This window comes from Pseudomonas fulva, assembly GCF_023517795.1.
GTDB classification, from domain to species: domain Bacteria; phylum Pseudomonadota; class Gammaproteobacteria; order Pseudomonadales; family Pseudomonadaceae; genus Aquipseudomonas; species Aquipseudomonas fulva_D.
In genome coordinates this window covers 5,003,239-5,028,810 of sequence record NZ_CP082928.1, presented here as the reverse complement: position 1 = coordinate 5,028,810, position 25,572 = coordinate 5,003,239, and the positions used below count along the sequence as shown (strand labels likewise).

The window sequence follows — 25,572 nt, the reverse complement described above, 5'->3', positions numbered from 1 at the left end:
GACGGGCGTCCGCTTCAGGGGTTCGCTCAGTAGCGCAACGGCCACCGCCGCGCGCGCTCGCGAAAACGGTGCCAGAGGCGCGCCAGGCCCTCCGGCTCTTTGATCAGGAACAGGATGATCAGCGTGCCGAACACGATCTTCTGCAGGTTCTCCACCTGCCCGGCGTCGATCAACCCGGCCGGCAACAAGGACGCCAGGTTCGACAGCAGCACCGGGAACAGTACGATGAAGGCGGCGCCCAGAAAGTTGCCGAGGATGCTGCCCAGGCCGCCGATAATGATGATGAACAGGATCTGGAACGAGCGGTTCAGGTCGAAGCCGTGGGGCTCCACCGTGCCCAGGTAGGTGAAGGCCCAGAGGGAGCCGGCAACGCCGAGGAAGAAGCCACTGATGGCGAAGGCCAGCAGCTTGGTCTTGAGCAAGGGAATGCCGATCACCGCGGCGGCGGTGTCCATGTCGCGCACCGCCATCCAGTTGCGTCCCAGTTCGCTGCGTACCAGGTTGGCCCCCAGCCAGAACAGCGCGCTGACCACCGCCAGGGTCAGCAGGTAGCGCCCCGCCGGTGATGAAAAGTCATACCCGGCCACCCGTAACGGCGGCGCGCTGATCACGCCAGAAGCGCTGTCGTTGCTGAACCAGCTGAAGCGGGTCAGCGCCCATTGCACGAAGAACTGCGCCGCCAGGGTCGATACCAGCAGATAGAAACCCTTGATACGCAGGCTCGGCAGGCCGAAGACGATGGCCACCAGCGCTGCCACCAGGCCACCCAGCAATAGACTGACAATCAGCGGCAGCCCGGCAATGCGCAGCTCGAAGTTGTAGGCAGCGAAGGCGCCAACTGCCATGAACGCCGCCGAGCCCAGCGACAATTGCCCGGCGTAACCGGTCAGCAGATTGAGCCCGAGACCGGCCAGCGACAGCACCAGGAATGGAATCAGGATGGCGCTGAACCAGTAGTCGTTACCCAGCAGCGGCACAGCGATGAAGGCGAATGCCAGCAACGCGGCCAGGCCGAGGCGATCCTGACGCAGGCGGAAGAATCGGCGGTCGTTAGCGTAGCGCACGCTGAACTGGCCAGCTTCTTGGTACAGCATGATCGACTCTCCTCAGACCCGTTCGATGGCGCGTTCGCCGAACAGCCCCGCCGGGCGCACCAGCAGAAACAGCAGGGCCAGCACATAGGGGAACCAGTTTTCGATGCCGCCGCCGATGATCGGCCCCAGGTAGACCTCGGCGACTTTTTCCGAGGCGCCGACGATCAGCCCGCCGACGATCGCCCCGCTGATCGAGGTGAAGCCGCCGATGATCAGCACCGGCAGAGCCTTGAGCACCACCAGCGAGAGCGAGAATTGCACGCCCAGGCGCGCACCCCAGAGCAGCCCGGCGACCAGCCCGACGAAGCCGGCGACCGCCCAGACCAGCGCCCACACCCTTGGCAGGCGAATGCCGATGGCCAACGCCGCACGCGGATCGTCGGCGACCGCGCGCAGTGACAGCCCCATGCGCGTGCGGTTGAACAACAACGACAGCAGCAGTACCAGCGTTGCCGCCGTGGCGGCGGCAAACAGGTCGAACTGCGACAGCAGCAGGCCGCCCACTTCCAGCGGCTCGTCACTGATGCCCAGCTCCAGACCATGCACCTGGGCGCCCCACAGCGCCTGGGCGGCGCCTTCGATGATGTAGGCCAGGCCCAGGGTGGCCATGAACAGGGTGATCGGCGAACGCCCGACCAGCGGCCGCAACACCGCCCGCTCGATGACCAAGGCAAGGGCCACCATGATCGCCAGGGTGACGACGAACGCCAACCAGAACGGTACGCCGCGTTCCAGCAAACTGACGAAGGTCAGGGCGGCGAACAGCACCATGGCCCCCTGGGCGAAGTCGAATACGCCGCTGGCCTTGTAGATCAGCACGAAGCCGATGGCCACCAGGGAATACATCACCCCAGCCAGCAGACCGCCGATCAATACCTCGAGAAAGAATTCCATTCAGCGCTCCTGCAGGCGATTCAGGCAGCTACCGGGCGGGTGCCCAGGTAGGCGGCAATAACATCGGGGTCATGGCGAACCTGATCGGGTGGGCCATCGCCGATCTTGCGGCCGTAGTCGAGTACCACCACATGGTGGGAAATGCCCATGACCACGCCGATGTCGTGCTCGATCAACACCACCGTGGTGCCGAGCTCGCGGTTGATCTCGACGATGAAGCGACTCATCTCGCGCTTCTCCTCGGCATTCATCCCGGCCATCGGCTCATCGAGCAACAGCAGACGTGGCTCGGCGGCCAGCGCACGGGCCAGCTCGACGCGCTTTTGCAGGCCGTAGGGCAAGGTGCCGACCAGCTCGTCCCGCCAGGGCTGGAGGCGCAGAAACTCGATCACCCGCTCCGCTGCGGCGCGCTGCCGGTCGTCCTCGCCCGGCGCGCGGCCGATACGCAGCGCCTGCTCCAGCCAGGAACTACGGCGTTTGAGGTTGCGCCCGGTGAGCACGTTGTCGAGCACACTCATCCCTTTGAACAACGCAATGTTCTGAAAGGTGCGCGCAATGCCGCCCAGCGCCGCCGCATGCGGGCGCATCACGCGGCGCTCCTTGCCGGCAAAGCGAATGCGTCCCTGCTGCGCCCGGTAGACACCATTGATGATGTTCAGCAGCGAGCTCTTGCCGGCACCATTGGGGCCGATCAGCGCGCAGATCTCGCCTTCGGCGACGCGAAAACCGATATCGCTGATGGCCTTGACGCCCTTGAACGACAAGCTGATGCCTTCCAGCTCCAGCAAGGGAGAATTCGACATGACGAGGCCTCAGGCAGGCTGCGAATGGCCCTGCGGCCAGGCAGCGATGGATGGACGCAGACTGCGCGCAGCCTGCCAACGGGGCGCCTCCGACCAGGCCCGTGGCGCAACGCCGAGGGCGGCGAAGAACGCCTGCACTTCGCCCGGCAGCGCTTCGTCGACCAGCAACGGCACACGGGTACGGCTCAGGCCCAGCACATCGCGCAGCGGCCTGAGCAGCAACCAGTAGCTGACGCTGCGGCGCACTATTGCGCCGCGTGTGGTGAGCGCCCGATCCAGCCAGCGCCGCAGCAGGCTGCCGGGCAGCGGTAGACGCTGCTGCGCCAGGGCATACAGGCGCCCGTAGCTGTCGTGGGTGCCGAGCACCAGGGTCGGTCCCAGTTCACGGCGGTCGTTGTCGCGGGTCGCCAGGCTCTCCGGGAAATTCAGCCGAAAGCCGGCCAGCAACCAGGGCGCCAGCAGATAGCGAGCCTGGCCGCTGGCGGCGAAGGTACGCGCAGCCAAGGCCTCCTCGGCTGCCGTCAGGCGTTCCTGCAAGATCAGCCGGCGCCCCTCCTCAAGCAGCTCGGCATGGCTGAGCCACTGCTGCTGAGCCTGCCCATCACTGTCCAGACGATGAAAGCTGAAGGCCGGCCGCTCGCCACTGGCGATGCTCGACAAGGCCGGATCAGGCAACTGCGCCGCAAGCCGGGCGTAACTCTGCACGCCGGAATCGGCCAGGCCACGGCCATCTGCATAGAACAGCAGCCGCGGCACATGGCCTGCCTGGCGTACCCGCTCGACCTCCTCCTGGCCTTCGGCAAGCACGAAACCGGCTTCGAGTTCATGCAGCAGCGCCAGCTGTTGCTCGGCCGCGGCCAGTGGATCGAGCAATGCCGCGATGCCGCCCAGCCACTGCGCCGCCAAGCTGGCCAGCAGCGCCTCGGGGCGCGGCCGGCTGAGGATCACCAGGCTGTCGCCAGCAGCGAAACCGGCCTCGCGCAAACCACTGGCCAGCCCCTGTACCTCGGCCAGCAGCTGCGCCCAGGTGCGTTGCTGCCATAGCCCCCGTCGCTTGTGCCGCAGCGCTACCTCGCCCCCACGCTGGCGCGCGCGGGCAAGCAGGCTGGCCGGCAGGTTGTCGGCAGCTTCCTCGCGCATGACGGCGTGCCTCAGGCCACGGCCAGGGAAGCGACCTTCGCCTGCTCCAGTTCGCGCACCAGCGGCAGTACATGCTTGCCGAAGTACTCGACCTCTTCCTGAAAGTGCAGGAAACCGGAGAGGATCAGGTCGACCCCGACGGCCTTGAGCGCGACGATGCGCTCGGCGATCTGGCGTGGCGTGCCGATCAGGTTGGTCTTGAAGCCGTCGTTGTACTGCACCAGGTCTTCGAAAGTGGACTTGGCCCAGTTGCCCTCGCCTTCCGGGCTGGCTGCACCGGCATTCTTCACTTCGCTGCCGAAGCCGTTGACGGCCTCCGGGTCAGCCTTGGCGATGATCTCGGCCAGCACCGCACGGGCCTCTTCCTCGGTGTCGCGGGCAATGATGAAGGCGTTCACGCCGACCTTCACCGAATGACCGTTGGCGGCCGCCTTGGCACGGATATCGTCGACCTGGGCCTTGATGCCCTCGACGCTGTTGCCATTGGTGAAGTACCAGTCGGAAACCCGTGAAGCCATGTCGCGTGCGGCTCGCGAGCTGCCGCCCTGAAAGATTTCCGGGTGCGGTTGCTGCAGCGGCTTGGGCTTGAGGGTGTAGTCGTTGAAGCGGTAGAAATCACCGTGGAAGCTGAAGTTGTCCTGCGTCCAGATGCCCTTCAGGGCGCGGATGAACTCCTCGGAACGGCGATAGCGCTCATCATGATCCAGCCACGGCTCGCCGATGGCGCGGAACTCGCCCTTGAACCAGCCGGACACCACGTTGATGGCGACGCGACCACCGGTGAACTGGTCGATGGTCGCCAGCTGCTTGGCCGCCAGCGCCGGTGTCCACGGCCCGGGCAGGATCGCGGCGATCACCTTGAGCGTCTCGGTGGCGGCCAGCAGGGCGTGGCTGATGGTCACCGACTCATGCTGGTTGTCAGCGCCATAACCAGCCGTGAAACGAATCTGCGACAGCGCGTATTCGAACCCGGAACGCTCGGCGATCTGCGCCAGCTTGCGGTTGTAATCGATATCCCAACTGGTGCGCTGCTCGATCTTGCTGACGACGAGGCCGCCGCTGACGTTGGGTACCCAGTAGGCGAATTTGATCGGTTGGCTCATGACGATGGCTCCTGTAGCTCGGAAGGTCAGGCCGCACTGGCGACCGGGATATGAAAGAACGCCGCAACGGTGTCGAGCACCCGCTCGATCCGTTCGAACTGCGCTGCGTCGGCGAGGCGGTAGTCATCGAAGGCCTCGACGCTGGCATACAGTCCATACGGCAGGGTGTGGGCCTGGAAGAAGGCGAACAGCGGGCGCAACTGGTGATCGATCATCAGTGCATGGCGTTCGCTGCCACCGGTAGCGGCCAGTACCACGGGCACACCCTTGAGCGACTGATGGTCGACCAGATCGAACAGGTGCTTGAACAACCCCGTGTAGGACGCGCGATAGACCGGGCTGCCAACCAGCAGCAAGTCAGCCTGCTCGATGGCGTGCAGGTGAGGTCGCAGATCGGCAGAGGCCGTGTCGCGCTCAAGCGAGCCGGACAGCGTGTTGGACAGCTCGGCGACACGAACCCAATGCACGTGCAGGTTCGGCAGCCTTGCCTGCAGCCTTTGCACCAGCGCCTCCAGCAGGCCATGAGTACGCGATGGCGTACGCAGACTGCCCGACACCACCACAACCTTGATAACGCTTGCGCTCATGCTCATCCCTCCTGCCCCTCGGGCATTGTTCAAGAGCGCTTGAGCAGCAACCGTGCCAATGAATTAAATCCATTTAATTCAACTAGTTGTGGTCATCCAGCAACAGCTGCAGCTGCTCAGCCGCGCGCAAGCTGTTGAAGCACTGACCCTGGAGAAACAGTAGCGCCGGCAGCAGTACTGCCCGCCTTCCAACAGTCGTTCAACAAGCTGTTGGTGGCGGTACAGCTCATCTGCCCGGATAAATCACAATTAATTGATTTATAAGGATTTATATACAGGGCATGGAGTTTGCGAAGGATCAGCCGTCAGCAATCGCATCAATCGAGGAGAACTGCGATGACCGCTCAAGCCCATGTGCCACACCTGTCTACCGGCACCGACTATGAATCCCTTGCCGCCCGCTTCCGGCCGATCTTTGCGCGCATCGCCGAAGGCAGTGTCGAACGTGAGCGCACCCGCAGCCTGCCGTTCGAACCCATCCACTGGCTGAAGGAGGCCGGCTTCGGTGCCGTGCGCGTGCCGGTCGAACACGGTGGCGCGGGCGCATCACTGCCGCAACTGTTCCAACTGCTGATCGAACTGGCCGAGGCCGACTCCAACCTGCCGCAGGCGCTGCGCGGGCACTTCGCCTTCGTTGAGGATCGCCTCAATGCCCATGCCAGCGCGCCGCAGGATGTGTGGTTCAAACGCTTCACAGAGGGTGACCTGGTCGGCTGCGCCTGGACGGAGGTTGGCGCGGTGAAGATCGGCGACGTCATCACCCGAGTCTCACGCCAGGGCGAGCAGTGGGTGGTCAACGGCACCAAGTACTACAGCACCGGCAGCCTCTTCTCCGACTGGATCGACCTCTTCGCCCGTCGCGATGACACCGGCGCCGACGTGATCGCGGCAATCCGCACCCAGCAGCCCGGCATCACCCAGAGCGACGACTGGGACGGTTTCGGCCAACGCACGACTGGCAGCGGTACCTCGGTGTTCGAGAACGCGGTGGTCGAGGAAGAGAACATCATCGATTTCGCCACCCGCTTCAAATACCAGACGGCGTTCTACCAACTGGTTCTGCTGGCCGTCATCGTTGGCTCAGGCCGCGCCGCCGTGCGCGACTTCAGCCAGGAAACCAGCGAGCGCACGCGGGTGTTCAGCCATGGCAACGCCCCGGCCGTGAGTCAGGACCCACAAGTGCTGCAGGTGATCGGCAAGGCCAGTGGCCTGGTCTACGCCGCCGAAGCGGGCACCCTGCGCGCCACCGAAGCGGCTCAACGGGCCTACCTGGCACGCTTTAACCGCGATGAAACGGCCGAGCAGCAGGCCAACAGCGCCGCCGAACTGGAATCAGCCCAGGCCCAGGTGGCCGCCGTGGAACTGGTGCTGCGTGCCACCAGCGACCTGTTCAACACGCTCGGCGCTTCCGGCACCAGCACCGTCAAACAGCTCGATCGCCACTGGCGCAACGCCCGTACCGCCGCCTCGCACAACCCGGTGATCTACAAGGAACGCATCATCGGCGACTGGCATGTGAACGGCACCGAGCCGCCCTACGTCTGGCAGATCGGCGGCGGTGCCAAGCAGGCCTGATGGCGATGCCTGGCCTGGAGAGTCATCTCCAGGCCTTGGAACCTGATCACGCTCGTTCAGGAAACCAAGAGATAGGCCGCCTTTCCGTGATTGTTTCGCGGGCATGGCCCGCTCCCACAGGTAATGTGCCACATTCCGGCCAATGGCTTGGAGTATCCAGAAAAACTGACCTAGACCTATCGTGCCCAGGCCCTTACACAGCGTTTCACACGAAACGCCCGCGTTAGTTGCTTGCCAGCCGCCGACTGGCAAAGCTGAACAGCAGAACCGCCAGAATCAGAACGCCAGTGGCCACCTGCTGCCAGAAGAAATTCCAGCCGATCAGCAGCAGGCCGTTGGCGGTGACGTTGAGAAACAGCACGCCAAGCAACGTACCGGGCACGTTGACCCGGTTGTGTCGGCTCAGCGTGGCGCCAATGAACACCGCACCGATGGCATTCATCAGGAAAGCGTTGCCAGACATCGGCACGTAGGCGTTCACCGTGGCCGGGAGCAGGATGCCGGCCAGCGCGCAGGCAAAGGCACTGGCGATGAACACCAAAGCCGCGATACGCCGCTGCGCCAGGCCCGAATAACGCGCTACCAGCGGTTGGCTGCCAACGGCAAGCATCTCCCGGCCAAAGCGCCCACGCGCCAGCAACAGGCCGTACACCAACGCCAGCAGTACCACCAACAGCATGGGTAGCGGCACGCCAAGCAGGCGCTCGCTGGCCAGGCCACTGCGCACCTGCGCCTCCAGGTAGATCGGCTGCCCACCATCGGAGAGCAGCTTTTGCACGCTGCTGCCGATGAACAGTGTGCCGAGGGTGGCAAGGAACGGTGAAATGCCCAGCCCGGCGATCAGCCCGGCATTGAACAGCCCGGCCAGGCTGCCAGCCAACAGCGCTCCGGGAATCGCCACATACAGCCCGAAACCGGCATTGAGCAGCAAGACGAAGGCCAGCGCCGAAAAATCCAGCGCCGTGCCTACCGACAGGTCGATGCCGCCAGCGGCGATGGCGTAGGTCATGCCGATGGCGACGATGGCCAGCAGCACAAAGTTGTTCAGCAGCAGGCTGGACAGGTTGCCGGCGGTAAGAAAGCCAGGCGCCTCGAGGGCGAAGAACAGCAGCACGCCAGCGAACAGCGTCGGCATGACCAGGCGCAATAGCGCCTGGCGCGAGAGCCCGCTCAGGCGAGCGGGTTGCGGTGCGGATAACGAATCGGACATCTCAGGCCTCCTTGTTGCGCAAACCGGACAGGGCGACCACCAGCAGGATCAGCACGCCCTGCACGCCGTCGACCCAGAAGCTGGAAATATTCAGAAGCTGGAAGCCGTTGATCAGCACCCCGACCAGCAACGTGGCCAGCAGTGCGCCGCCGATGCTTGGCTGCAGGCGCCGGGAGAAGATCACCCCGAGAAACGCGATGGCCACCACCGATAGCAGCATCTCGCCGGAGCCGGTGGTGCTGCCGCTGAACCAGGCCGCCGAGCAGAACGCCGCCAGACTGCCGCACAGGCCACTGATCAGGTAGCTGGCGAACACGTAGCCGCGTACCGACAGGCCGGCGGCATTGGCCGCTTCCGGGTACTCGCCGACGGCGTACAGGCGCAGGCCGAAGGGCGTGTGCTGGATCAACAGAATCAGCACGCCGCCGACCGCCGCCAGCACCCAGGCCAAGGCTGGCACGCCGAGCCAGCTGCCGAAGGCCAGCCATTCCAGCAACGGCGAAGTGCTGGGCAGCACGGTGTTCTCGGTCAGCACCAGTTCCAGCCCGGCCACCAGGTTCAAGGTCGCCAGGGTCGCCAGCAGCGGCGGCAAACGGAAACCGACCACCACCAGCGCATTCAGCGTGCCGATGGCCAGGCCGGTGCCAAGGGTCGCGGCAATACTGGCGAAATCACCGACACCGGCATTGTTCAGGCTGGCATAGACCGCCGCTGACAAGCCGAGATTGGCCGCCAGCGACAGATCGAGCCCACCGGACACCACGTTCGAGCCACCGCCGATGATCACCGTGGTCAGGCCGAAGGCAAGGATGCCAAGGATCGCCGACTGGGCGAGGACATTGACCAGGTTGCCCGGGGTGAGGAAGTTCGGCGCGCTGAAGGCGAAGGCCAGCAGGATCGCGGCAAAGGCCAACAGCGCCCCGCGCCGCCTTAAGAATTGCACGAACTGCGGGCGCAAGGCCTCAGATAGCGATGGCGTAGGCATAGAAAGGTCGTTCCTCGTGCGGTGCGCGTTGCGCGCCGCTGGCCACCGCCAACAGGCGGTCACTGTTCGCTTCGCCAGCGGCGAAACGTGCGGCGATGGCGCCGCGGTGCATGACATGAATGCGGTCGCAGAGACCGATCAACTCCGGCAGGTCGGAGGACAGGATCAGCACCCCGGCGCCCTCCTTCACCAGTTCGCCGATCAGCCGATAGATCTCCACCTTGGCGCCGACATCGATGCCAACGCTGGGCTCGTCCAGCAGGTACAGGCTGGAGCGCCGCGCGAACCACTTCGCCAGCGCCACCTTCTGCTGGTTGCCGCCGCTGAGCTGGCGCACCGCAGCATGCGCGCCCGGGGTCTTGATACTCAGGCGCTCGATCAACTCGAGGGTGGTACGACGCTCGCGCACCGGCGACAACAGCCCCACGCGGACGAAGCGCGACAGGGCTGCCAGGGTGGTGTTCTCCTGCACACTCAGGTCGAGCGCCACGCCTTGTCGGCGGCGCTCTTCGGGCAGCAGCGCGATGCCCTCGCCGACCGCCTCGCGCGGGCTGCGCAGGGACAACGGACGCCCTTCCAGGCGTACCTCGCCGACGTCCGGTGGTGCCAGGCCGAACAGGCTGCGCAGCAGCTCCTTGGCGCCCGAACCCACCAACCCGGTGAGGCCGACGATCTCGCCGCGGCGCACCTGCAGGTCGACATCCAGGTAAGCCCGTGCCCGGCTCAACCCGCGCACCTCGAGCAACGGCGCACCGGCAGGCACCGTCACCTTGGGATACAGCTCGCCGACTTCTCGGTTGACCATCAGCCGCGTGATCTGCTCCAGCGACGTGTTTCGTGGGTCGACTTCGGCGACATCGCGACCGTTGCGCAGCACCGTCACGCGGTCGCACAGGGCCTCGATTTCCTGCAGGTAATGAGAGATGTAGATGATCGCCAGGCCATCATCGCGCAAGCGCTGGATGATCCGCAGCAAACGCTCCACTTCACGCTGCACCAGAGCCACACTGGGCTCGTCGAACACCAGCACACGGGGTTTGACCAGCAGCGCACGGACGATCTGCACCACCTGTTGCTCGGCGCTGCTCAGTTCACCGATCAGCGCATCGGCCGGCAGACGCAGGCCGAAGTAATCGTCCAGCAAATGTGCAGCCTCGCACTGCTGGCTACGTCGATCGAGCAATGGGCCGCGCCGCCGTTCATGGCCTAAGAACAAAGCTTCACCAACCGTGAAACTGGCCGGCAACAAGCGCTCCTGATGGATGAAGCCGATGCCCAGGCGCTCCACCTGGCGCGGGCTGAAATGCCCGTAAGGCTGGCCGTCGAGCAGCAGGCTGCCGGCGTCCGGGCGGTGGATGCCGGCCAGCACCTTGATCAGCGTCGACTTGCCGGCACCGTTCTCGCCTACCAGGCCGTGCACGCTGCCCGCCGCCACGCGCAGGCTCGCGCCATCGAGTGCACGGGTGGCGCCGAAGGTCTTGACGATGCCGCGCAGCTCCAGCACCGGCGTACTCATGCGTCGCCCCGGATACGTCGGACTTCATCGACGTTACCCGCCGTGGTCAGCAGGGTTTCGACGAACGTCTCGCGCGGCAGATCGTGCTCGCCAGCCAGGTAACGGGCAACGTTGTGTACCGCCGTACGGCCGATCAGCGCCGGCTGCTGCGCCACTACCGCCGCCACCGGGCTACCCGGTTGGCGCAGCAGGTCCAGCACCTCGGGCGTACCGTCGACGCCATAGGTGCGCACTTCATTGCGCCCGGCTTCGATCAACGCCTGGCTGGCCCCGAGCTGCGGCAGATCCCAGGCCGCCCAGATCGCGTCGAGTTCACCCTTGGGGTACTTGTTGAGCAAGGCGGCAACCTGGCTGCGGGCGTCCTGCACGGTGTTGGGAATCACGTCGTGCAGCTCCGGCTGGATGAATTCGATTTGCGGGTAGAATTTGCTAACCAGCTTCAACTGATCGTAACGAATGCCGCAGCTCGGTACGCCATAAAAACCATTGAACAGCAGCACCCTGCCCTTGCCGCGCAGATCGGCCACCAACTGCTTGGCCAGTAGCAATCCCGTGCTCCAGTTGTCGGCGGAAATCGTATTGATCGCGTACTGCGATGGCACCTCGATGGTGAACAGCGGGATGCCGGCGGCGCTGATGCGCTTGAACCATGGGTCGATGATGCTCAGTGTACCGAGGTTATGAATCACCGCATCGGGCTTCTGGGTCACCAGGTTCTGCAACTGGGTCACCATGGCCTTGTCGTTGCGCCCGGCGTCCAGGGTGATCGGCGTGCCACCGAGGCGTTGCACCTCCTCGACCTGCGCCTTGAAGGCCCGGCTGTCGAAATAGATACTGGTGCCCACGGTGCTGATGGCGACGCGCTTGCCGTTCAGCGAAGGCACTGTAGCGCTCGCCTCGGCGCCGCTATCGGCGTCGTTCGCCACAGCGCGGCTTAACGGTGCGGCAAGCCCGAGAGCGAGCATTGCCGAACAAGCGCCGAGCAGGTGGCGCCGGGAAATGCCGGCGAATGGGTGGTCGCTCATTGATCACCTCGCAGGTTCTTGACCTGATCCAGGTTGTCGCGGGTCGTCAACAGTGTGGCGACATGGCTCTCCTTCGGCAGATCACGCTGTCCGGCCAGGTAACGGGCCACGTTGCGCACCGCGGTACGGCCGATCAGGTCAGGCTGCTGCGCCACCACCGCGCCGATGGGCGAATCGCTACGGGCGATCAGCTCCAGCACTTCAGGCGTGCCGTCCACACCGTAGGTGCGGATCTCGGTGCGCCCGGCGTCGATCAGCGCCTGGCTGGCGCCGAGCTGAGGAATGTCCCAGGCCGACCAGATGGCGGCGATCTCGCCCTTGGGATACTTGTTCAGAAGCGCGGCGATCTGGCTGCGCGCATCCTGCACGGTGTTGGGGATCACGTCGCGCAGCTCCGGCTCGATGATCTGCAGCTGCGGATGCGCGGCCAGCACCTTCTTCAACTCGTCATAGCGGATCGCGCAGACCGGCACCCCGTAGAAGCCGTTGAACACCAGGATGCGGCCCTTGCCGCCGGTGTCGCGCACCAGTTGTTCGGCCAGCGCTCGGCCGGCCGCGACGTTGTCCGACGTGGTGTTGTTGAGGCTGTACTGCGACGGTGCATCGATGGTGAACAGCGGGATGCCCGCCACCTGGATGCGTTTGAGCCAGGGGTCGATAACGCTCAGGGTGCCGAGGGTCTGGATCACCGCATCGGGCTTCTGTGTCACCACCGTCTGCAGTTGCCTGACCAGGTTGCGGTCGTTGCGTCCGGCGTCGAGGGTGATCGGCGTGCCGCCCAGGCGCTTGATCTCATCGACCTGCGCCTGGAACGCCTTGATATCGAAGTAATGACTGGTGCCGGTCATGCTCACGGCAATGCGCTTGCCGGCCAGCGACGGCACGGCATCGCCCTCCTCGGCTTGCGCCAGGCCGCCCGCCAGTGCCAGCAGCAGAGCGGTGAGCAACGTCAGGATTCGACTCATGCCTGCGCCCCTTGCTGGTCGGCCAAGGCGGCGCCGTTGAGGTAGTGGTCGCCGAGCAGCCGCCGTTGAGTGAGCAGTGCCGGCTCGGCGCTGCCCGGCTGTGGACGCGGCAGGCTGCTTCCGGTCAGCTCGAAATGCGTCTGCCCGGCCAGGCGCGCGGCCTCGGCGGCGGCCAGACGAAAAGCGATGGCGGCCGACTGCGAGGCATCGGCGCGTGCCAGCAACGCGTCGGCGGCGTCGATACGGATGCGCAACTCGCCGACTGCAGCGATTACCAGCGCTTCATGACGGGCACTCTGCCCGCGCAGGTAGTCGAGCAGAGCGGCCTCGACATGACGGGCATGGGCCAGGTCGCCCCGGCCTTGGGAATGGGTGTTGGACATGACGTGACCTCAGTTCCAGGAATGACGTTGCGGCCGGATGCCGTTGAGCAATTGGTTGCCGACCAGGTGGTACTTCCAGCGCACCGGGTCATGCAGGGTGTGGGTGCGTGCGTTGCGCCAGAAGCGATCCAGCCCCTGGCTGACCGAGACGCTGCGCGTGCCACCCAGCTCCAGCAGGCGGCTGGACGCCTCGAGGGAGATCTCGGTGGACAGCACCTTGGCCTGGCCGACCACCACCGAGGCGTCGGCAACGTGCGTTTCGCTGGGCTCGGCGACGGCGCGATCGACCGCCTCGGCAGCGCGCTGCAAGATCGCCTCGGCCGCCTGCAGGCGCCAGGCCAGCTCGCCGATCAGCGCCTGGCCGAGCGGGTCCTGCCAGCCGTGCTGCAACCCGCTGTCCACCCAGGGGCGTGCCTGACGCGCCACGCGCAGGGTTTCGGCGAAGGCGCCACGGGCGATGCCGGTGTCCACCGCCGCCTGGATGATCTGCGAAATCGGGCCATCGGCGGTGGGCTGGTCGTAGGCCTTCCAGGCCGGTATCACGTCGCTCGCGGGCACCCGTACGCCGTCGATACGCACCTGGCCGCTGGCGGTGATGCGCTGGCCGAAGCCGTCCCAACTGTCGATCACCGTGAGGCCGACGGCGTCGCGTGGCACGAAGGCGATGTGTGGGCGACCCTCCTCGTCGACACCCGCGACCGGGACGATGTGGGCGAACAACGCACCGGTGCAGTAGGCCTTCTCGCCGTCGAGCACGGCGCTGTCGCCTTCGAAGCGGATCTGCGTCTGGAAGGTGGTGACGTACTGGCTGCGCGCTTCGGAGAAGGCATTGCCGAAACGGTAGCCCTGCAGCACCTTGGCGTAGTAGTGGCGCTTCTGCTCCTCGCTGCCGGTCAGGCCGAGGTTGCTGAGCACGCCGAAGTGGTTCTGTGGCAACTGGCCAAGCGACGAATCGGCGGCAGAGATGGTCGCGATCACCTCGCTGAGGGTGACGTAAGACACCCCCGCGCCACCGTAGGCCTCGGGCACGCTGATCGCCCACAGGCCGCTTTCGGAGAAGCGTTCCAGCTCCTCCCAGGGTAAGCGTCGCTCGCGGTCACGCAAGGCCGCGTCGCGGGCGAAATCCTCGGCCAGGCGCTGCGCCACCTCGATGGCTTCGGCGTCGTTACGGATGATATGGGCCGCACGCTGCGGCGCCGAGCGAACCTGCGCAGGCAGGTCGGCTGACGGTGACTGGGTCATGTGCTACTCCATGAGTGACGGGTTCCCCAGGGCTACAGCACAGCCCGTACCAACCTGGGCAACCCTGTTGATTCAGCTATTTGGCGAACCTTCCCGGTTATCGGCAAAGCGCCCACGGGACAAACTGCGGATCAGCTGTTGCCCAGCGAACAGCTGGCTCAGAGGCTGATATCCAGCGGGTACTGAACGATCAGGCGCAACTCGTCGACGTTCGATTCAGCACTGTGATCGCCACCCACGCGGTGGGTGGCTTGCAGCAGGTTGAAGGACAGGTTCTTGGCCGACCCACTCTGCACCACGTACGAGAGCCACAGATTGCGTTCCCAGTGGCGGCCATCCTCGATGCCATTGAAGTAGCTGTAGGCACCACTGGCGCGCCTGCCATCGATGTCGCTGCCGCGCACATAACGCGCAGTCAGGCTCAGCCCAGGGACGCCAAGTGCGGCAAAGTCGTAGTCGTAACGGGCCTCCCAGGCACGCTCGTTGGGATTGTTGAAGTCCGATACCTGCGAAGCGGCATCGAGCTGCAGGTCATAGGTATTCCACACATAGTCGAACGGCGTGTCGCCATCGATGCGCGTGTAGGACAGCTTGAGGCCATGAGAGCCGGCAGCCAGCCCGGCATGCACGCTCCAGGAGTCGTTGTCGATCTCTCCGGCCAGCGCCTGGCCGCTGTCACGGGTGCGGTAATAATTGAGCCCGGTCTTCAGACTCAACTGGCTACCCAGCGGCTGCACATGCTCGACGTTGAAGAACGACTGGCTCCAGACGTCGTCGAGGCGGCTGCTGTGCAGGCGCAAGGTGAGTTGGTCGTTGAACCGGTAATCGCCGCCCAGGTACACCACATCATTGGCACCCTTGATGCGCCCGGCATACACGGTGCCGAGGTCGCCACGGTGGCTGCTGGCGTTGCGGTCACTGCTCGACTCGAGCTTGCCACCCTGCAGGCTCAGGCCATCCAGCGACTCGTTGTTGAAGATGAAGCCGCGCAGGGTCTGCGGCAGCAGGCGAATGTCGCTGGCGTGCAATACCGGGCTGCTCGGGCTGACGTCGCCATAGCGCAGCTCGGTGTCGAAGGCGCGCACCTTGAGTGCTGCACCAACCTTGCCGGAGCTGTCCTTGGGCTCGCCGTCGAAGTTGCTCCCCGAGCGCGACACGATACCGGGCACGCCGACACCATTGCCGACCGTACCGTTACCGCCATCGAGCTTGAGGCCGACCAACCCCTGCGCGTCCAGGCCGAAGCCTACAGTGCCATGGGTGAAGCCGGATTGCAGGTTGGCGATGATGCCGTGGCCCCATTCGCGATGCAGACTTTGCCGCTCGCCATTATTTGGGTTGCGAGTGAAGTCGCCGTGGCGATAGTCCTGGCTGAAAAAGAAGTTTCGGTTGAGCACGTGGATCTGCGCACCGTCGATGAAACCTTCATCCTCATCGTTGTCGGCAAAGGCAGGGCTGGCCAGCAGGATGGCCAGAGAAAGAGCTGCTCTGTAGCAAGTTGTAGGGCGCATGGCAGAGGTCCTTGGAGTGACAGGGTCGGCGCCTTTCTAGGCGTTGTACAACCGCTATGCCAACAACCATGCCAAGGCATTAAATCAATATTAATCAATTACTTGCATTAACAATTCAACATCAAGGCAATGTGCCTTCAGGGCAATCTGTGCAACTGCTGTTGCCGGTGCCACAGCAGTTTCTTCAGGGCGGAAAAACCGGGTCTGGGCTTGAACCGATCAGCCAAGAAAAACGCCGCGACTGCATTGCAGAATCGCGGCGTTTTTTTGCTGGATCGAACAGCAGTGAACAGTGCTGTGAAGCGAAGATTCTTCGCGGACAATCGGAGTGCCGACCAGTGCTCCCACAGTTGCTCTTGTGGGAGCGGATTCATCCGCGAAGCGTTTGCTCTGGCGACTGCTTGGTAATGCAGGTCACTTGATACGCTTGCTCATCGATCTGCCTTGCCGCCCAGGTAAAAATGCTGGATATCTTCCCGCGCTGCCAACTCGGCAGCGCCGCCCTCTCCCACCACCCGACCGTTCTCCAGGATATAGGCGTAACTGGCATGGCGCAGGGCGACGTTGATGTTCTGCTCGGCGACCAGAAAGCTCACGCCCTCCTGGGCATTGAGCTGGGCGACGATGGCGAAGATCTCCTCGACGATGATCGGCGCCAGGCCCATCGAGGGCTCATCGAGTAGCACCAGGCGCGGCTTGGTCATCAGCGCACGGCCGATGGCAAGCATCTGCTGCTCGCCGCCGGAAGTCAGCCCTGACTGGGCCTTGCGCTTGGTCTTCAAGCGCGGGAACCAGGCGTAGATGCGCTCCAGATCCTGCTCCAGTTGGCGTCGCGTGGGTTTGCGCAGGAAGCCGCCGCTGCGCAGGTTCTCCTCGATGGTCAGGTGGGCGAATACATGCCGCCCCTCCAGCACATGGACGATACCCTGGCGCGCCAGCAGGTTGGCTGCAACGCCTGCGGTGCTCTGTCCCTGGAACCGGATCTGGCCACGGCTGACCTGCGCCCGGTCGGCCTGCACCAAACCGGAAATGGCCTTGAGCGTGGTGCTCTTGCCAGCGCCGTTGGCGCCGAGCAGCGCGACGATATCGCCCTGCCCGACCCGCAGAGAAACCCCGGCCACGGCGAGGATCGCGCCGTCGTAGATCACTTCGATATCGTCTACCGCAAGTAGCTCCCGGCTCGCGGCAGTCGTTTGGGGCGCACTGCTCATATCTGTATCCTCCGTGGGCACACTCGCGCCCGGTTGTATGTCGCACGTTTGAACCCCGCTGCCTGTTCGCGGCAGGCGGCTATTGCGCATTGCAATCGCGAGGCGTCACACCCTTCTCTTTCGCGTACTCGGCCGACTTGGCGTCGATCAACGGACGCAGGGTGACACGGTCGGCCTGAACCCAGTCGGTGATCAGCTTCCACTGCTGCCCATCCCACTGCTGAACCTTGGCGGCCCCGCCACCCTCGTGGTCGCTGCACGAAAGCTTCAGTGGCTGCATCAGGCCAAGGAAACCGATCTCCTTGAGGCGCGCATCGTCGAGATCGAGGTGCTCGAGGCCCCAGCTACCTTCCTCGCCGTTGAGTGGCCGGTTGCCAAATTTCTTCTGCCCGGCGCGAATCGCTTCGACGGCGATGGCGGCGTTCACCAGACCGGAGTTGTAGTACACGCTGCCGAAACTCTTCGGATCCTTGAGGTCGCTCTTGCCCTTGTCGAGGATGTGTTCCTTGATGCGTTGGTGAATGTCGAAGTCGGCACCGCCCGGATAGGGCGTCAGCGCCAGGTAGCCCTTACCCGCCTCGCCGGCCGGCAGCACGTCTTCGTTGGAGCTGGCCCAGATGTCGCCGATGATGCGATCGACCGGAAAGCCGAAACGTGCGGCGGTCTTGATCGCCACCGGAGTAGACACGCCCCAGGTGCGCAGGAATATCCAGTCCGGCTGGAGCTGCCGTACCTGGCGCCATTGCGAAGCCTGTTCATTACCCGGATCGGCGACGGGAATCTGGATGTTCTCGAAACCGTACTTTTCTGCCAGCAGCTTCAACGGCCCCTGTGTTTCCCGACCGTAGGCCGAGTCGTGGTAGACGGTGGCGATTTTCTTGCCCTTGAGCTTGTCCAGCCCGCCTTCGCGCTCGGCCACGTAATTGATGAACGCCGAAGCCTCGCTGTAGAACGTCAGCATCACCGGGAAGTTGTAGGGGAACACGCTGCCGTCGGTGGCTTCGGTGCGGCCGTAGCCGAGGGTGATCAGCGGGATCTTGTCGGCCGCAGCCTTGTCCGCCAGGGCATAGGCAGCCGGCGCGCCATTGGGCTGGTAGACCGCCACCGGTGCGCCACCCAGACCATTCTTGAAGCGCTCGTAGCACTCGATGCCCTTCTCCGCCGTCCACTCGGTCTCGCACTCCTGCCAGACCAGCTTGACGCCATTGATGCCACCTTCCACCTCGTTGATGTAGCGCAGGTAGTCGATCATCCCGGCCCACACTGGAATGCCGCTGGAGGCATAGGCACCGACCCGGTAGGTGGCCAGCGGGAAGAACTGTTCATTGGCCGCCTGGACCGTCACCGGCAGCGCGGCGCAGGTTGCGAGCGCCAGGCCGAAGGCGGCGAAGCTACGTTTCAGGGTTGCATTCATGCTGTTTTCTCTACTCACGCGCCCGATCTGCACAACGGCGGCCAGGCGCTGGTTGTCGATAGGGTCTTATTGCTCGTTGGCGCAGTCGCGTGGGGTGATGCCTTTTTCCTTGGCGTAGGCAGCGGACTTGGTTTCGATCAGCGGACGCAGGGTGGCGCGGTCGGCCTGGACCCAGTCGGTCACCAGCACCCACTTATCGCCATCCCACTGCTGCACACGGGCAGCACCGCCGCCCTCGTGGTCAGAGCAGGACAGTTTCAGCGGTGGCAACAGCCCTTCGAAACCGCTGGCCTTGAGACGCGCTGCATCGATGTCCAGATGCTCGAAGCCCCAGCGTGCTTCCTCGCCGGTGAGCGGGCGGTTACCAAATTTGCCCTGGGCAGTGCGCAGTGCCTCGACGGCAATCGCGGCGTTGATCAGGCCGATGTTGTAGTACACCTTGCCGAAGTAGCGCTTGTCCTTGAGGTCGCTCTTGCCGGCATCGAGGATATGCTGGCGCAGGCGCTGGTGAATCTCGAAACCGTCGCCACCGGGGAACGGCGCCAGGGCCTGGTAACCCTTGGCCGCCGTGCCAGCAGGGATCACGTCAGCCTCTGAACCGGCCCAGACGTCGCCGATGATCCGATCCACCGCAATGCCAAAGCGCGCAGCGGTCTTGATGCCCACCGGAGTGGACACGCCCCAGGTACGCAGGAACACCCAGTCCGGCTTGATCTGCCGCACCTGGCGCCATTGCGCGGACTGCTCGTTGCCCGGATCGGCCACCGGGATCTGGATGTTCTCGAATCCGTACTTTTCCGCGAGCAGCTTCATCGGCGCCTGGGTTTCGCGACCGTAGGCCGAGTCGTGGTAGACGGTGACGATCTTCTTGCCCTTGAGCTGGTCGAAACCACCCTCGCGCTCGGCAATGTAGTTGATGCCCACCGAGGCCTGGCTGTAGTAGTTCAACAGCAGCGGAAAGGCATAGGGGAACACGCTGCCGTCGGTGGACTCGGTACGTCCGCCCGCGCCATCGATCAACGGGATGCGGTCGGCCGCGCCCTTCTCCATCAGCGCATAGGAGCCTGGGGTACTGTGGGTGAAGAAGAACGCCGTCGGCGCGCCATCCTTGCCATCCTTGTAGCGCTCATAGCACTCGACGATGCGATCGACGTTCCACTCGGTCTCGCACTCCTGCCACACCAGCTTGACGCCGTTGATGCCGCCTTCCACCTCGTTGATGTAGCGGAAGTAGTCGATCTCCCCGGCCCACCAGGGAATGCCACTGGACGCATAGGCGCCGACCCGGTAGGTGGCCATGGGAATGAACTGCTGGTTATCGGCGGCCTGGGCGATGGCCGGTGACAAGACCTGAGCGCCGAGCACGAAAAGGCTGGCGAGCAGGTGGCGATGCAAGGTTTTGCGCATGATGTGTACTTCTTGTGCAGTGCTGGAAACCTCCTTTCCCGGGGTCGGGTCAAGGTTCGTGGTAGCGTTCAAATCGTGGGGCTCAGAATCTCAGCGGCCACACCCTGATGCGTTCGCGCAGGTCGCCGAGCAGGCGTACCAGCCCTTCCGGCTCCTTGATCAGAAACCAGATGATCAGGCTGCCGAAGAGGATCTTCTGCAGGTTCTGCAATTGCCCGGCATCGACGCTGCCGTCGAACAGCCATTGCCCGGCGTGGTTGAGCAAGATCGGTGTAAAGCTGATGAAGGCGGCGCCGATGAAGTTGCCGGCGATGCTGCCCATGCCACCGATGATGATGATGAAAAGGATCTGGAACGACCGGTTGATATCGAAACTCCCGGCGCTGGCGGTGCCCAGGTAGGCGAAGGCCCAAAGCGCCCCGGCGATGCCCAGGTAGAAGGAGCTGACCGCGAAGGCCAGGCGCTTGTAGCGATCCACCGGAATGCCGATCACTGCCGCGGCGGTATCCATGTCGCGGATCGCCATCCAGTTGCGGCCGACCTGACTACGCACCAGGTTGACCGCCACCCAGGTCAGCAGCACCACGCAACTCAGGGTCAGCAGGTAACGGCCGACCGGCGTGGCCAGGCTGTAGCCGAACAATTCCAGGCGCGGCGCACTGATGGTTCCGGACGAGGCGTAGTTGTAGAACCAGGGAAACTTGGCGAACACCCACTCCAGAAAGAACTGCGCAGCCAGCGTGGTGACCATCAGGTAGAAACCCTTGATCCGCGAACTGGGAATGCCGAACAGCAAGCCGACCAGGCCGGCGATCAGCCCGCCGCCGATCAGCGCCAGCGGCAAAGGCAGCCCAGGCACACGCAGCAGCAGACCGTAGGTCGCGAAAGCCCCCACCGCCATGAAGCCGGCGGCACCGACCGAGGTCTGCCCGGTGTAGCCGGTCAGCAGGTTCAGCCCCAGCCCGGCCAGCGACAACACCAGGAAGGGAATCAGGATCGCGTTGAGCCAATAGTCGTTGCCCAGCAAGGGCAGCGCGATGAAAGCCAGCAGCAGCAACAGCCACAACCCCAGCGGCCAGCGATGGCGTACCAGGATCAGAGGCGCTTCGTCGAAGCGGGTGCGCAGGCGTGAAACGGAAGCGATCATGGCGTCATACCCGTTCGATGGCCCGGTCGCCAAACAGGCCGGTCGGACGAATGTAGAGGAAGATCAGGGCGAGGAAATAGGCGAACCAGGGCGTGATGCCGCCACCGATCAGCGGGCCGATGTAGGCCTCGGCAAGGTTTTCCGCTGCGCCGACGATCAGCCCGCCGACGATGGCCCCGCCAATCGAGGTGAAGCCGCCGATGATCAGCACCGGCAGCGCCTTGAGCACCACCAGCGAGAGCGAGAACTGCACGCCCTGGCGCGCGCCCCAGAGCAGCCCGGCAACCAGACCGACCACTCCCGCTACGGCCCAGACGATTTGCCAGATGCGATTCAGGTTGATGCCCAGCGACAGCGCGGCACGGGTATCGTCGGCCACCGCCCGCAGCGCCACGCCGATACGAGTCTGGTTGAACAGCAAAGCCAACACCACCACCAGCAGGGCCGAAACACTCGCGGCGACCAGGTCGAACTGGCTGATCATGATCTCGCCAACGAACAGCGGAATGTCCTCGATACCCAGATCCAGCGCACGCACCTGGGCGCCCATCAGCCCCTGGGCCAGGCCCTCGATGATGAACGACAGGCCGAGGGTGGCCATGAACAGGGTGATCTGCGAGCGATTGACCAGCGGCCGCAGCACCAGCCGCTCGATCAACAGCGCGCCGATGATCATCACCAGCACCGTCACAGCCTGCGCCAAGGCGAAAGGCAGCCCCTGCTCGTGCAGGCTGACGAAAGTCAGCGCGGCAAACAGCAGCATCGCGCCCTGGGCGAAATTGAACACACCGCTGGCCTTGTAGATCAGCACGAAGCCGATGGCCACCAGCGAATACAGAGTGCCGGCGAGCAACCCGCCGATCAGGGTTTCCAGAAAAAAGATCATCCGTTTGGCGTCCCCAGATAAGCGGCGATCACATCGGGATTGACCTGAACCTCGGCCGGTGTGCCATCACCGACCTTGCGCCCGTAGTCCAGCACCACCACGTGGCCGGACAACCCCATGACCACCTGAATGTCGTGTTCGATGAGAATCACCGTGGTGCCGAGGTCGCGGTTGATGTCCGCGATGAAGCGGCTCATGTCCCGTTTCTCTTCGGCGTTCATCCCCGCTATCGGCTCATCGAGCAGCAACAGAGTCGGCTGCGCGATCAGTGCGCGGCCCAGCTCCACGCGCTTTTGCAGGCCGTAGGCCAGGCTGCCCACGGCAACGTCGCGCCAGGGCTGCAGCTCGAGGAACTCGAGCACGCTCTCGGCGCGTTCAGCGAAAGCGCGCGCTTCACGCCGGGCACGTGGCAGGCCCAGCGCCTGCTCGAGAAAGAAGCTGCGCTGGAAGCGCGACAGCCCCGTCAGCAGGTTGTCCAGCACACTCATCTTCTTGAACAGGGCATTGTTCTGGAAGGTGCGGCCAATCCCGAGCCGAGCAGCCTTCAGCGGGTGTGGCCGGCGCAACGGTTTGGCGGCAAAGTACAGCTGCCCGGCATCGGCCTGGTAGACCCCATTGAGGATATTCAGCAGCGAGCTCTTGCCAGCCCCGTTCGGGCCGATCAGGGCGCAAATCTCACCACGCCTGACACTGAACGACAGATCGGAAATCGCCTTCACGCCCTTGAACGACAGTGACACGTTGCGTATCTCCAGCAAGGCGCTCATGCCGCCCGCTCCAGATATTCATCCAGCCACGGGCCTCGTAGCACTGCACCGGCAGGCGCACCCGGCACCTCGATCCGGCGCAGCCGGTGGAAACCGAGCAAGCGCCGCACCCGCTCCTTCAGCCAGCGGCGCATGCCTTGGTGCGGATTCGCCAGCGTCCAGTCACACAGGCGCCGCCGCCAACTGCCCGCTGGGGGTAGACGGGCCTCGATCTCGCCAGCCAGCGCCTCGACCCGCGCGGCAGACAGCAACAATCCGGTCGGGGCAATTTCGCGGCGATCGCGACCGGCTGACTCGCTGGTTTCCGGGAAGGCCAGACCCTCACCATGTTCCAGCCAGCGACTCAGCAAATAACTCAATCCCTCACGCCATTCGGTGCCCTCATCGACCCATAGCACATCATCCTCGGCCACCTGCGCCCAACCCTGACGCTGCGCTACCGGCGCCTCGCCGACAAACAGCGTCGACAGTGGCTGCACCTGCCACAAGCCATTGCTCACGGCATTGGCCTGGGCGGAAAACAGGCGCAGCGGCCAATACTCGACAAGGCCGCTGCCTAACCAGTGCGACACGTTCTCACGGCGCTGGACGAAGGCAAACGCCGGACGCCCATGGCGCAGCAGCCGTTGCAGCTCATCGCCACGACTATCGCGGCCGATCACCAGATTCTGGCCACCAAGCTGCTGGGCAGCCAACGCCAGAATCAGCAGGCTCGGCTCGAAGGCACCGCTCAACGCCAGTCGCGCCCCAGGGGTGAAACCCTGCTGGCGCAAGCCATCGGCGACTCGCTCGACCTCGCGCTGCACATCGATCCAGCGCCAGGCCTTCCAGGCGCCAAGGCGGCGGTGGCGCAGAGCGATCTGCGTCGGCCGCTCCCGAGCCCAACGTTGCAGCGCCGTCAGTGCGCTGTCGGCCACCACCTCAGGCAATGGCGGGTAGAACTCATGAATGCTCATGCGACGGCTCCTCTGCCGAGTCAGGCCGGCTCGGCCAGGCTGACACTGGCAGCTTTACGCTGCTGGCTGAGGTCGCGATAACCGGCGCCCGGATGGTTGGCGGGCAGTCGCGGGCCATCACCGAACAATTTCTCGCGCAGGGTTCCGGAGCGATAATCGGTCTTGTACACGCCGCGTGCCTGCAACTCGGGCACCAGCAGCTCGACCACATCACGGAAGGTTTCGTGGGCCAGGGCATATGCCAGGTTGAAGCCGTCCACGTCGGTCTCCTCGACCCAGGCCTGCAGCTCGTCGGCAACGGTCTGCGCACTGCCGACGATCAGCGGACCGAAGCCGCCAATGCCAACCCAGTCAGCCAGTTCCTGGACCGTCCACTGCTTGTCCGGGTCGGCGGTAGAGAAGGTTTCTACTGCCGATTGAATGGCGTTGGTGTGGATGTGCTTGAGCACCTGATCCGGCTGGTACTGGCCAAAGTCGATACCGGTCCAGCCGGAAATCAGCGCCAGCGCCCCCTCGTAGCTGCTATAGGATTTCAGCTCCTGCCACTTGGCCTGGGCTTTGGCGTCGGTCTCGTCGACGATCACCGTCTGCAGGTTGAAGATCAGCACCTTGCGTGGATCGCGCCCGGCTTCGGCAGCCCGACGGCGGATGTCTGCCACGGTTTTCTTCAGGATCGCCTTGGACGGTGCGGCGACGAACACGCACTCGGCGTGCCCGGCCGCGAAGTCCTTGCCGCGGCTCGATGCGCCAGCCTGGTAGAGCACCGGCGTGCGCTGCGGCGACGGTTCACAGAGGTGGATGCCAGGCACCTGGAAATGCTCTCCCTGGTGACGGATTTCATGAACCTTGCTCGGGTCGGTGAAGATCCCGCGTTCACGATCACGCACCACCGCCCTCTCCTCCCAGCTGCCTTCGAACAGCTTGTAGAGCACTTCAAGGTATTCATCGGCGTAGTCGTAGCGCGCATCGTGATCGCTCAGGGCCTTCTGCCCGAGGTTGCGCGCACCGCTGTCGAGGTAGGACGTGACGATGTTCCAGCCGATGCGCCCCTTGGTTAGGTGGTCCAGGGTCGACAGGCGCCGGGCGAAGGGATACGGATGCTCGAAGGTCAGCGAAGCAGTCAGGCCGAAACCAAGGTGTTCGGTAACCAGGGCCATTGGCGTGATCAGCGCCAGCGGATCGTTGACCGGAACCTGGGTCGCCTGGCGGATGGCCGCGTCGCCATTGCCGCCCAGCACGTCGTAGATACCGATCACGTCGGCGATGAAGATGCCGTCGAACTTGCCGCGCTCCAGCAACCTGGCCAGATCCGTCCAGTACTCCAGATCCTTGTACTGCCAGGCGCGATCCTTGGGGTGCCGCCACAGGCCAGGTGACTGATGGCCGACACAGTTCATCTCGAAGGCGTTCAAACGAATTTCACGTGACATGGGGACTCCTGGTCGATAAGGCCAGCACCTTGTCGTGGCACTGTTTAATCACTTACCAACAGAATCCATGCCAACTGATATTTTCTTTAATAACAAGTATTTAGCGATTACATAAACAATGATGGTGTGCCCATGCGGGCAAGAGGTGTTGATCCGCTGTGCGGCATTCAACAGCTTTAAGCCTGGGTCGGCGTCAGACCGTATGCGGGGCGCTTCGATAGCACGCTCCTTGTGATTGGGATAGTCGCTCGTTGCCACCAAGCCATGCGCCATATGGATCCAGCATGCGCTCACCCTGTCGGCGATGGCCGCGCCTGCTCT

General features: G+C 64.2%; 23 protein-coding genes. 1 reads left to right on the top strand and 22 read right to left on the bottom strand.

Going from position 1 to position 25,572, the window contains the following annotated elements:
• Positions 1-26: 26 nt before the first annotated feature.
• From K8U54_RS23230 to msuE, 6 genes are read right to left on the bottom strand one after another with little or no spacing between them, the layout of a single operon-like run.
• Complete coding sequence (locus K8U54_RS23230; RefSeq protein ID WP_249908020.1) at positions 27-1,094, bottom strand: branched-chain amino acid ABC transporter permease; 1,068 nt, start codon at positions 1,092-1,094, stop codon at positions 27-29.
• Between the two features lie 12 nt (positions 1,095-1,106).
• The gene (locus K8U54_RS23225) at positions 1,107-1,988 is read right to left on the bottom strand and encodes a branched-chain amino acid ABC transporter permease (protein ID WP_249908019.1); all 882 of its coding nucleotides are present in this window, start codon (positions 1,986-1,988) and stop codon (positions 1,107-1,109) included.
• Between the two features lie 20 nt (positions 1,989-2,008).
• Entirely contained in the window at positions 2,009-2,791 is a 783-nt protein-coding gene (locus K8U54_RS23220) for an ABC transporter ATP-binding protein (RefSeq protein WP_249908018.1), read from the bottom strand.
• Positions 2,792-2,800: 9 nt separating this feature from the next.
• A complete protein-coding gene (locus tag K8U54_RS23215) occupies positions 2,801-3,931 on the bottom strand; it encodes an AMP-binding protein (RefSeq protein WP_249908017.1) in 1,131 nt (376 codons plus the stop codon).
• Positions 3,932-3,942: 11 nt separating this feature from the next.
• Entirely contained in the window at positions 3,943-5,034 is a 1,092-nt protein-coding gene (sfnG, locus tag K8U54_RS23210; protein WP_249908016.1) for a dimethylsulfone monooxygenase SfnG, read from the bottom strand.
• A 26-nt stretch (positions 5,035-5,060) separates the two neighbouring features.
• Positions 5,061-5,621: an FMN reductase gene (gene msuE, locus K8U54_RS23205; RefSeq protein WP_249908015.1), complete on the bottom strand. Its 561-nt coding sequence runs from the start codon at positions 5,619-5,621 to the stop codon at positions 5,061-5,063.
• Positions 5,622-5,957: 336 nt separating this feature from the next.
• On the opposite strand from msuE, the gene K8U54_RS23200 reads away from it, so the two are divergent.
• Complete coding sequence (locus K8U54_RS23200) at positions 5,958-7,196, top strand: acyl-CoA dehydrogenase family protein (protein ID WP_249908014.1); 1,239 nt, start codon at positions 5,958-5,960, stop codon at positions 7,194-7,196.
• Between the two features lie 223 nt (positions 7,197-7,419).
• On the opposite strand, the gene K8U54_RS23195 is transcribed toward K8U54_RS23200, so the two are convergent.
• The 16 genes from K8U54_RS23195 to K8U54_RS23120 all read right to left on the bottom strand — a co-directional run bounded on the left by K8U54_RS23195 (position 7,420) and on the right by K8U54_RS23120 (position 25,251).
• The gene (locus K8U54_RS23195) at positions 7,420-8,406 is read right to left on the bottom strand and encodes an ABC transporter permease (RefSeq protein WP_249908013.1); all 987 of its coding nucleotides are present in this window, start codon (positions 8,404-8,406) and stop codon (positions 7,420-7,422) included.
• A 1-nt stretch (position 8,407) separates the two neighbouring features.
• Positions 8,408-9,391 (bottom strand): ABC transporter permease, encoded by a 984-nt coding sequence (locus K8U54_RS23190; protein ID WP_249908012.1) that lies wholly within the window; start codon positions 9,389-9,391, stop codon positions 8,408-8,410.
• Complete coding sequence (locus K8U54_RS23185; RefSeq protein WP_249908011.1) at positions 9,369-10,907, bottom strand: sugar ABC transporter ATP-binding protein; 1,539 nt, start codon at positions 10,905-10,907, stop codon at positions 9,369-9,371. The genes K8U54_RS23190 and K8U54_RS23185 overlap by 23 nt, the downstream gene beginning before the upstream one ends.
• Positions 10,904-11,932: a sugar ABC transporter substrate-binding protein gene (locus K8U54_RS23180; RefSeq protein ID WP_249908010.1), complete on the bottom strand. Its 1,029-nt coding sequence runs from the start codon at positions 11,930-11,932 to the stop codon at positions 10,904-10,906. The genes K8U54_RS23185 and K8U54_RS23180 overlap by 4 nt, the downstream gene beginning before the upstream one ends.
• Entirely contained in the window at positions 11,929-12,897 is a 969-nt protein-coding gene (locus tag K8U54_RS23175; RefSeq protein ID WP_249908009.1) for a sugar ABC transporter substrate-binding protein, read from the bottom strand. The genes K8U54_RS23180 and K8U54_RS23175 overlap by 4 nt, the downstream gene beginning before the upstream one ends.
• A complete protein-coding gene (locus K8U54_RS23170; RefSeq protein WP_249908008.1) occupies positions 12,894-13,280 on the bottom strand; it encodes a hypothetical protein in 387 nt (128 codons plus the stop codon). The genes K8U54_RS23175 and K8U54_RS23170 overlap by 4 nt, the downstream gene beginning before the upstream one ends.
• 9 nt (positions 13,281-13,289) lie before the next feature.
• Entirely contained in the window at positions 13,290-14,522 is a 1,233-nt protein-coding gene (locus K8U54_RS23165; protein WP_249908007.1) for an SfnB family sulfur acquisition oxidoreductase, read from the bottom strand.
• 158 nt (positions 14,523-14,680) lie between these two features.
• The gene (locus K8U54_RS23160; protein ID WP_249908006.1) at positions 14,681-16,033 is read right to left on the bottom strand and encodes an OprD family porin; all 1,353 of its coding nucleotides are present in this window, start codon (positions 16,031-16,033) and stop codon (positions 14,681-14,683) included.
• Positions 16,034-16,464: 431 nt separating this feature from the next.
• Positions 16,465-17,244 (bottom strand): ABC transporter ATP-binding protein, encoded by a 780-nt coding sequence (locus K8U54_RS23155; RefSeq protein ID WP_249908005.1) that lies wholly within the window; start codon positions 17,242-17,244, stop codon positions 16,465-16,467.
• Positions 17,245-17,323: 79 nt separating this feature from the next.
• Entirely contained in the window at positions 17,324-18,658 is a 1,335-nt protein-coding gene (locus K8U54_RS23150) for an ABC transporter substrate-binding protein (protein ID WP_249908004.1), read from the bottom strand.
• Positions 18,659-18,724: 66 nt separating this feature from the next.
• Positions 18,725-20,065, bottom strand: a complete 1,341-nt coding sequence (locus K8U54_RS23145; protein ID WP_249908003.1) for an ABC transporter substrate-binding protein — start codon at positions 20,063-20,065, stop codon at positions 18,725-18,727.
• Between the two features lie 82 nt (positions 20,066-20,147).
• Positions 20,148-21,212, bottom strand: a complete 1,065-nt coding sequence (locus tag K8U54_RS23140) for a branched-chain amino acid ABC transporter permease (protein ID WP_249908002.1) — start codon at positions 21,210-21,212, stop codon at positions 20,148-20,150.
• Positions 21,213-21,216: 4 nt separating this feature from the next.
• Entirely contained in the window at positions 21,217-22,098 is an 882-nt protein-coding gene (locus tag K8U54_RS23135; protein WP_249908001.1) for a branched-chain amino acid ABC transporter permease, read from the bottom strand.
• Positions 22,095-22,865 carry an ABC transporter ATP-binding protein gene (locus K8U54_RS23130; protein WP_249908000.1) on the bottom strand — a complete coding sequence of 257 codons (771 nt, stop codon included), beginning with the start codon at positions 22,863-22,865 and terminating at the stop codon, positions 22,095-22,097. The genes K8U54_RS23135 and K8U54_RS23130 overlap by 4 nt, the downstream gene beginning before the upstream one ends.
• Positions 22,862-23,821 carry an AMP-binding protein gene (locus K8U54_RS23125; RefSeq protein WP_249907999.1) on the bottom strand — a complete coding sequence of 320 codons (960 nt, stop codon included), beginning with the start codon at positions 23,819-23,821 and terminating at the stop codon, positions 22,862-22,864. Before K8U54_RS23125 ends, K8U54_RS23130 begins: the two co-directional genes overlap by 4 nt.
• 20 nt (positions 23,822-23,841) lie before the next feature.
• The gene (locus K8U54_RS23120) at positions 23,842-25,251 is read right to left on the bottom strand and encodes an LLM class flavin-dependent oxidoreductase (RefSeq protein ID WP_249907998.1); all 1,410 of its coding nucleotides are present in this window, start codon (positions 25,249-25,251) and stop codon (positions 23,842-23,844) included.
• Positions 25,252-25,572 lie beyond the last annotated feature (321 nt).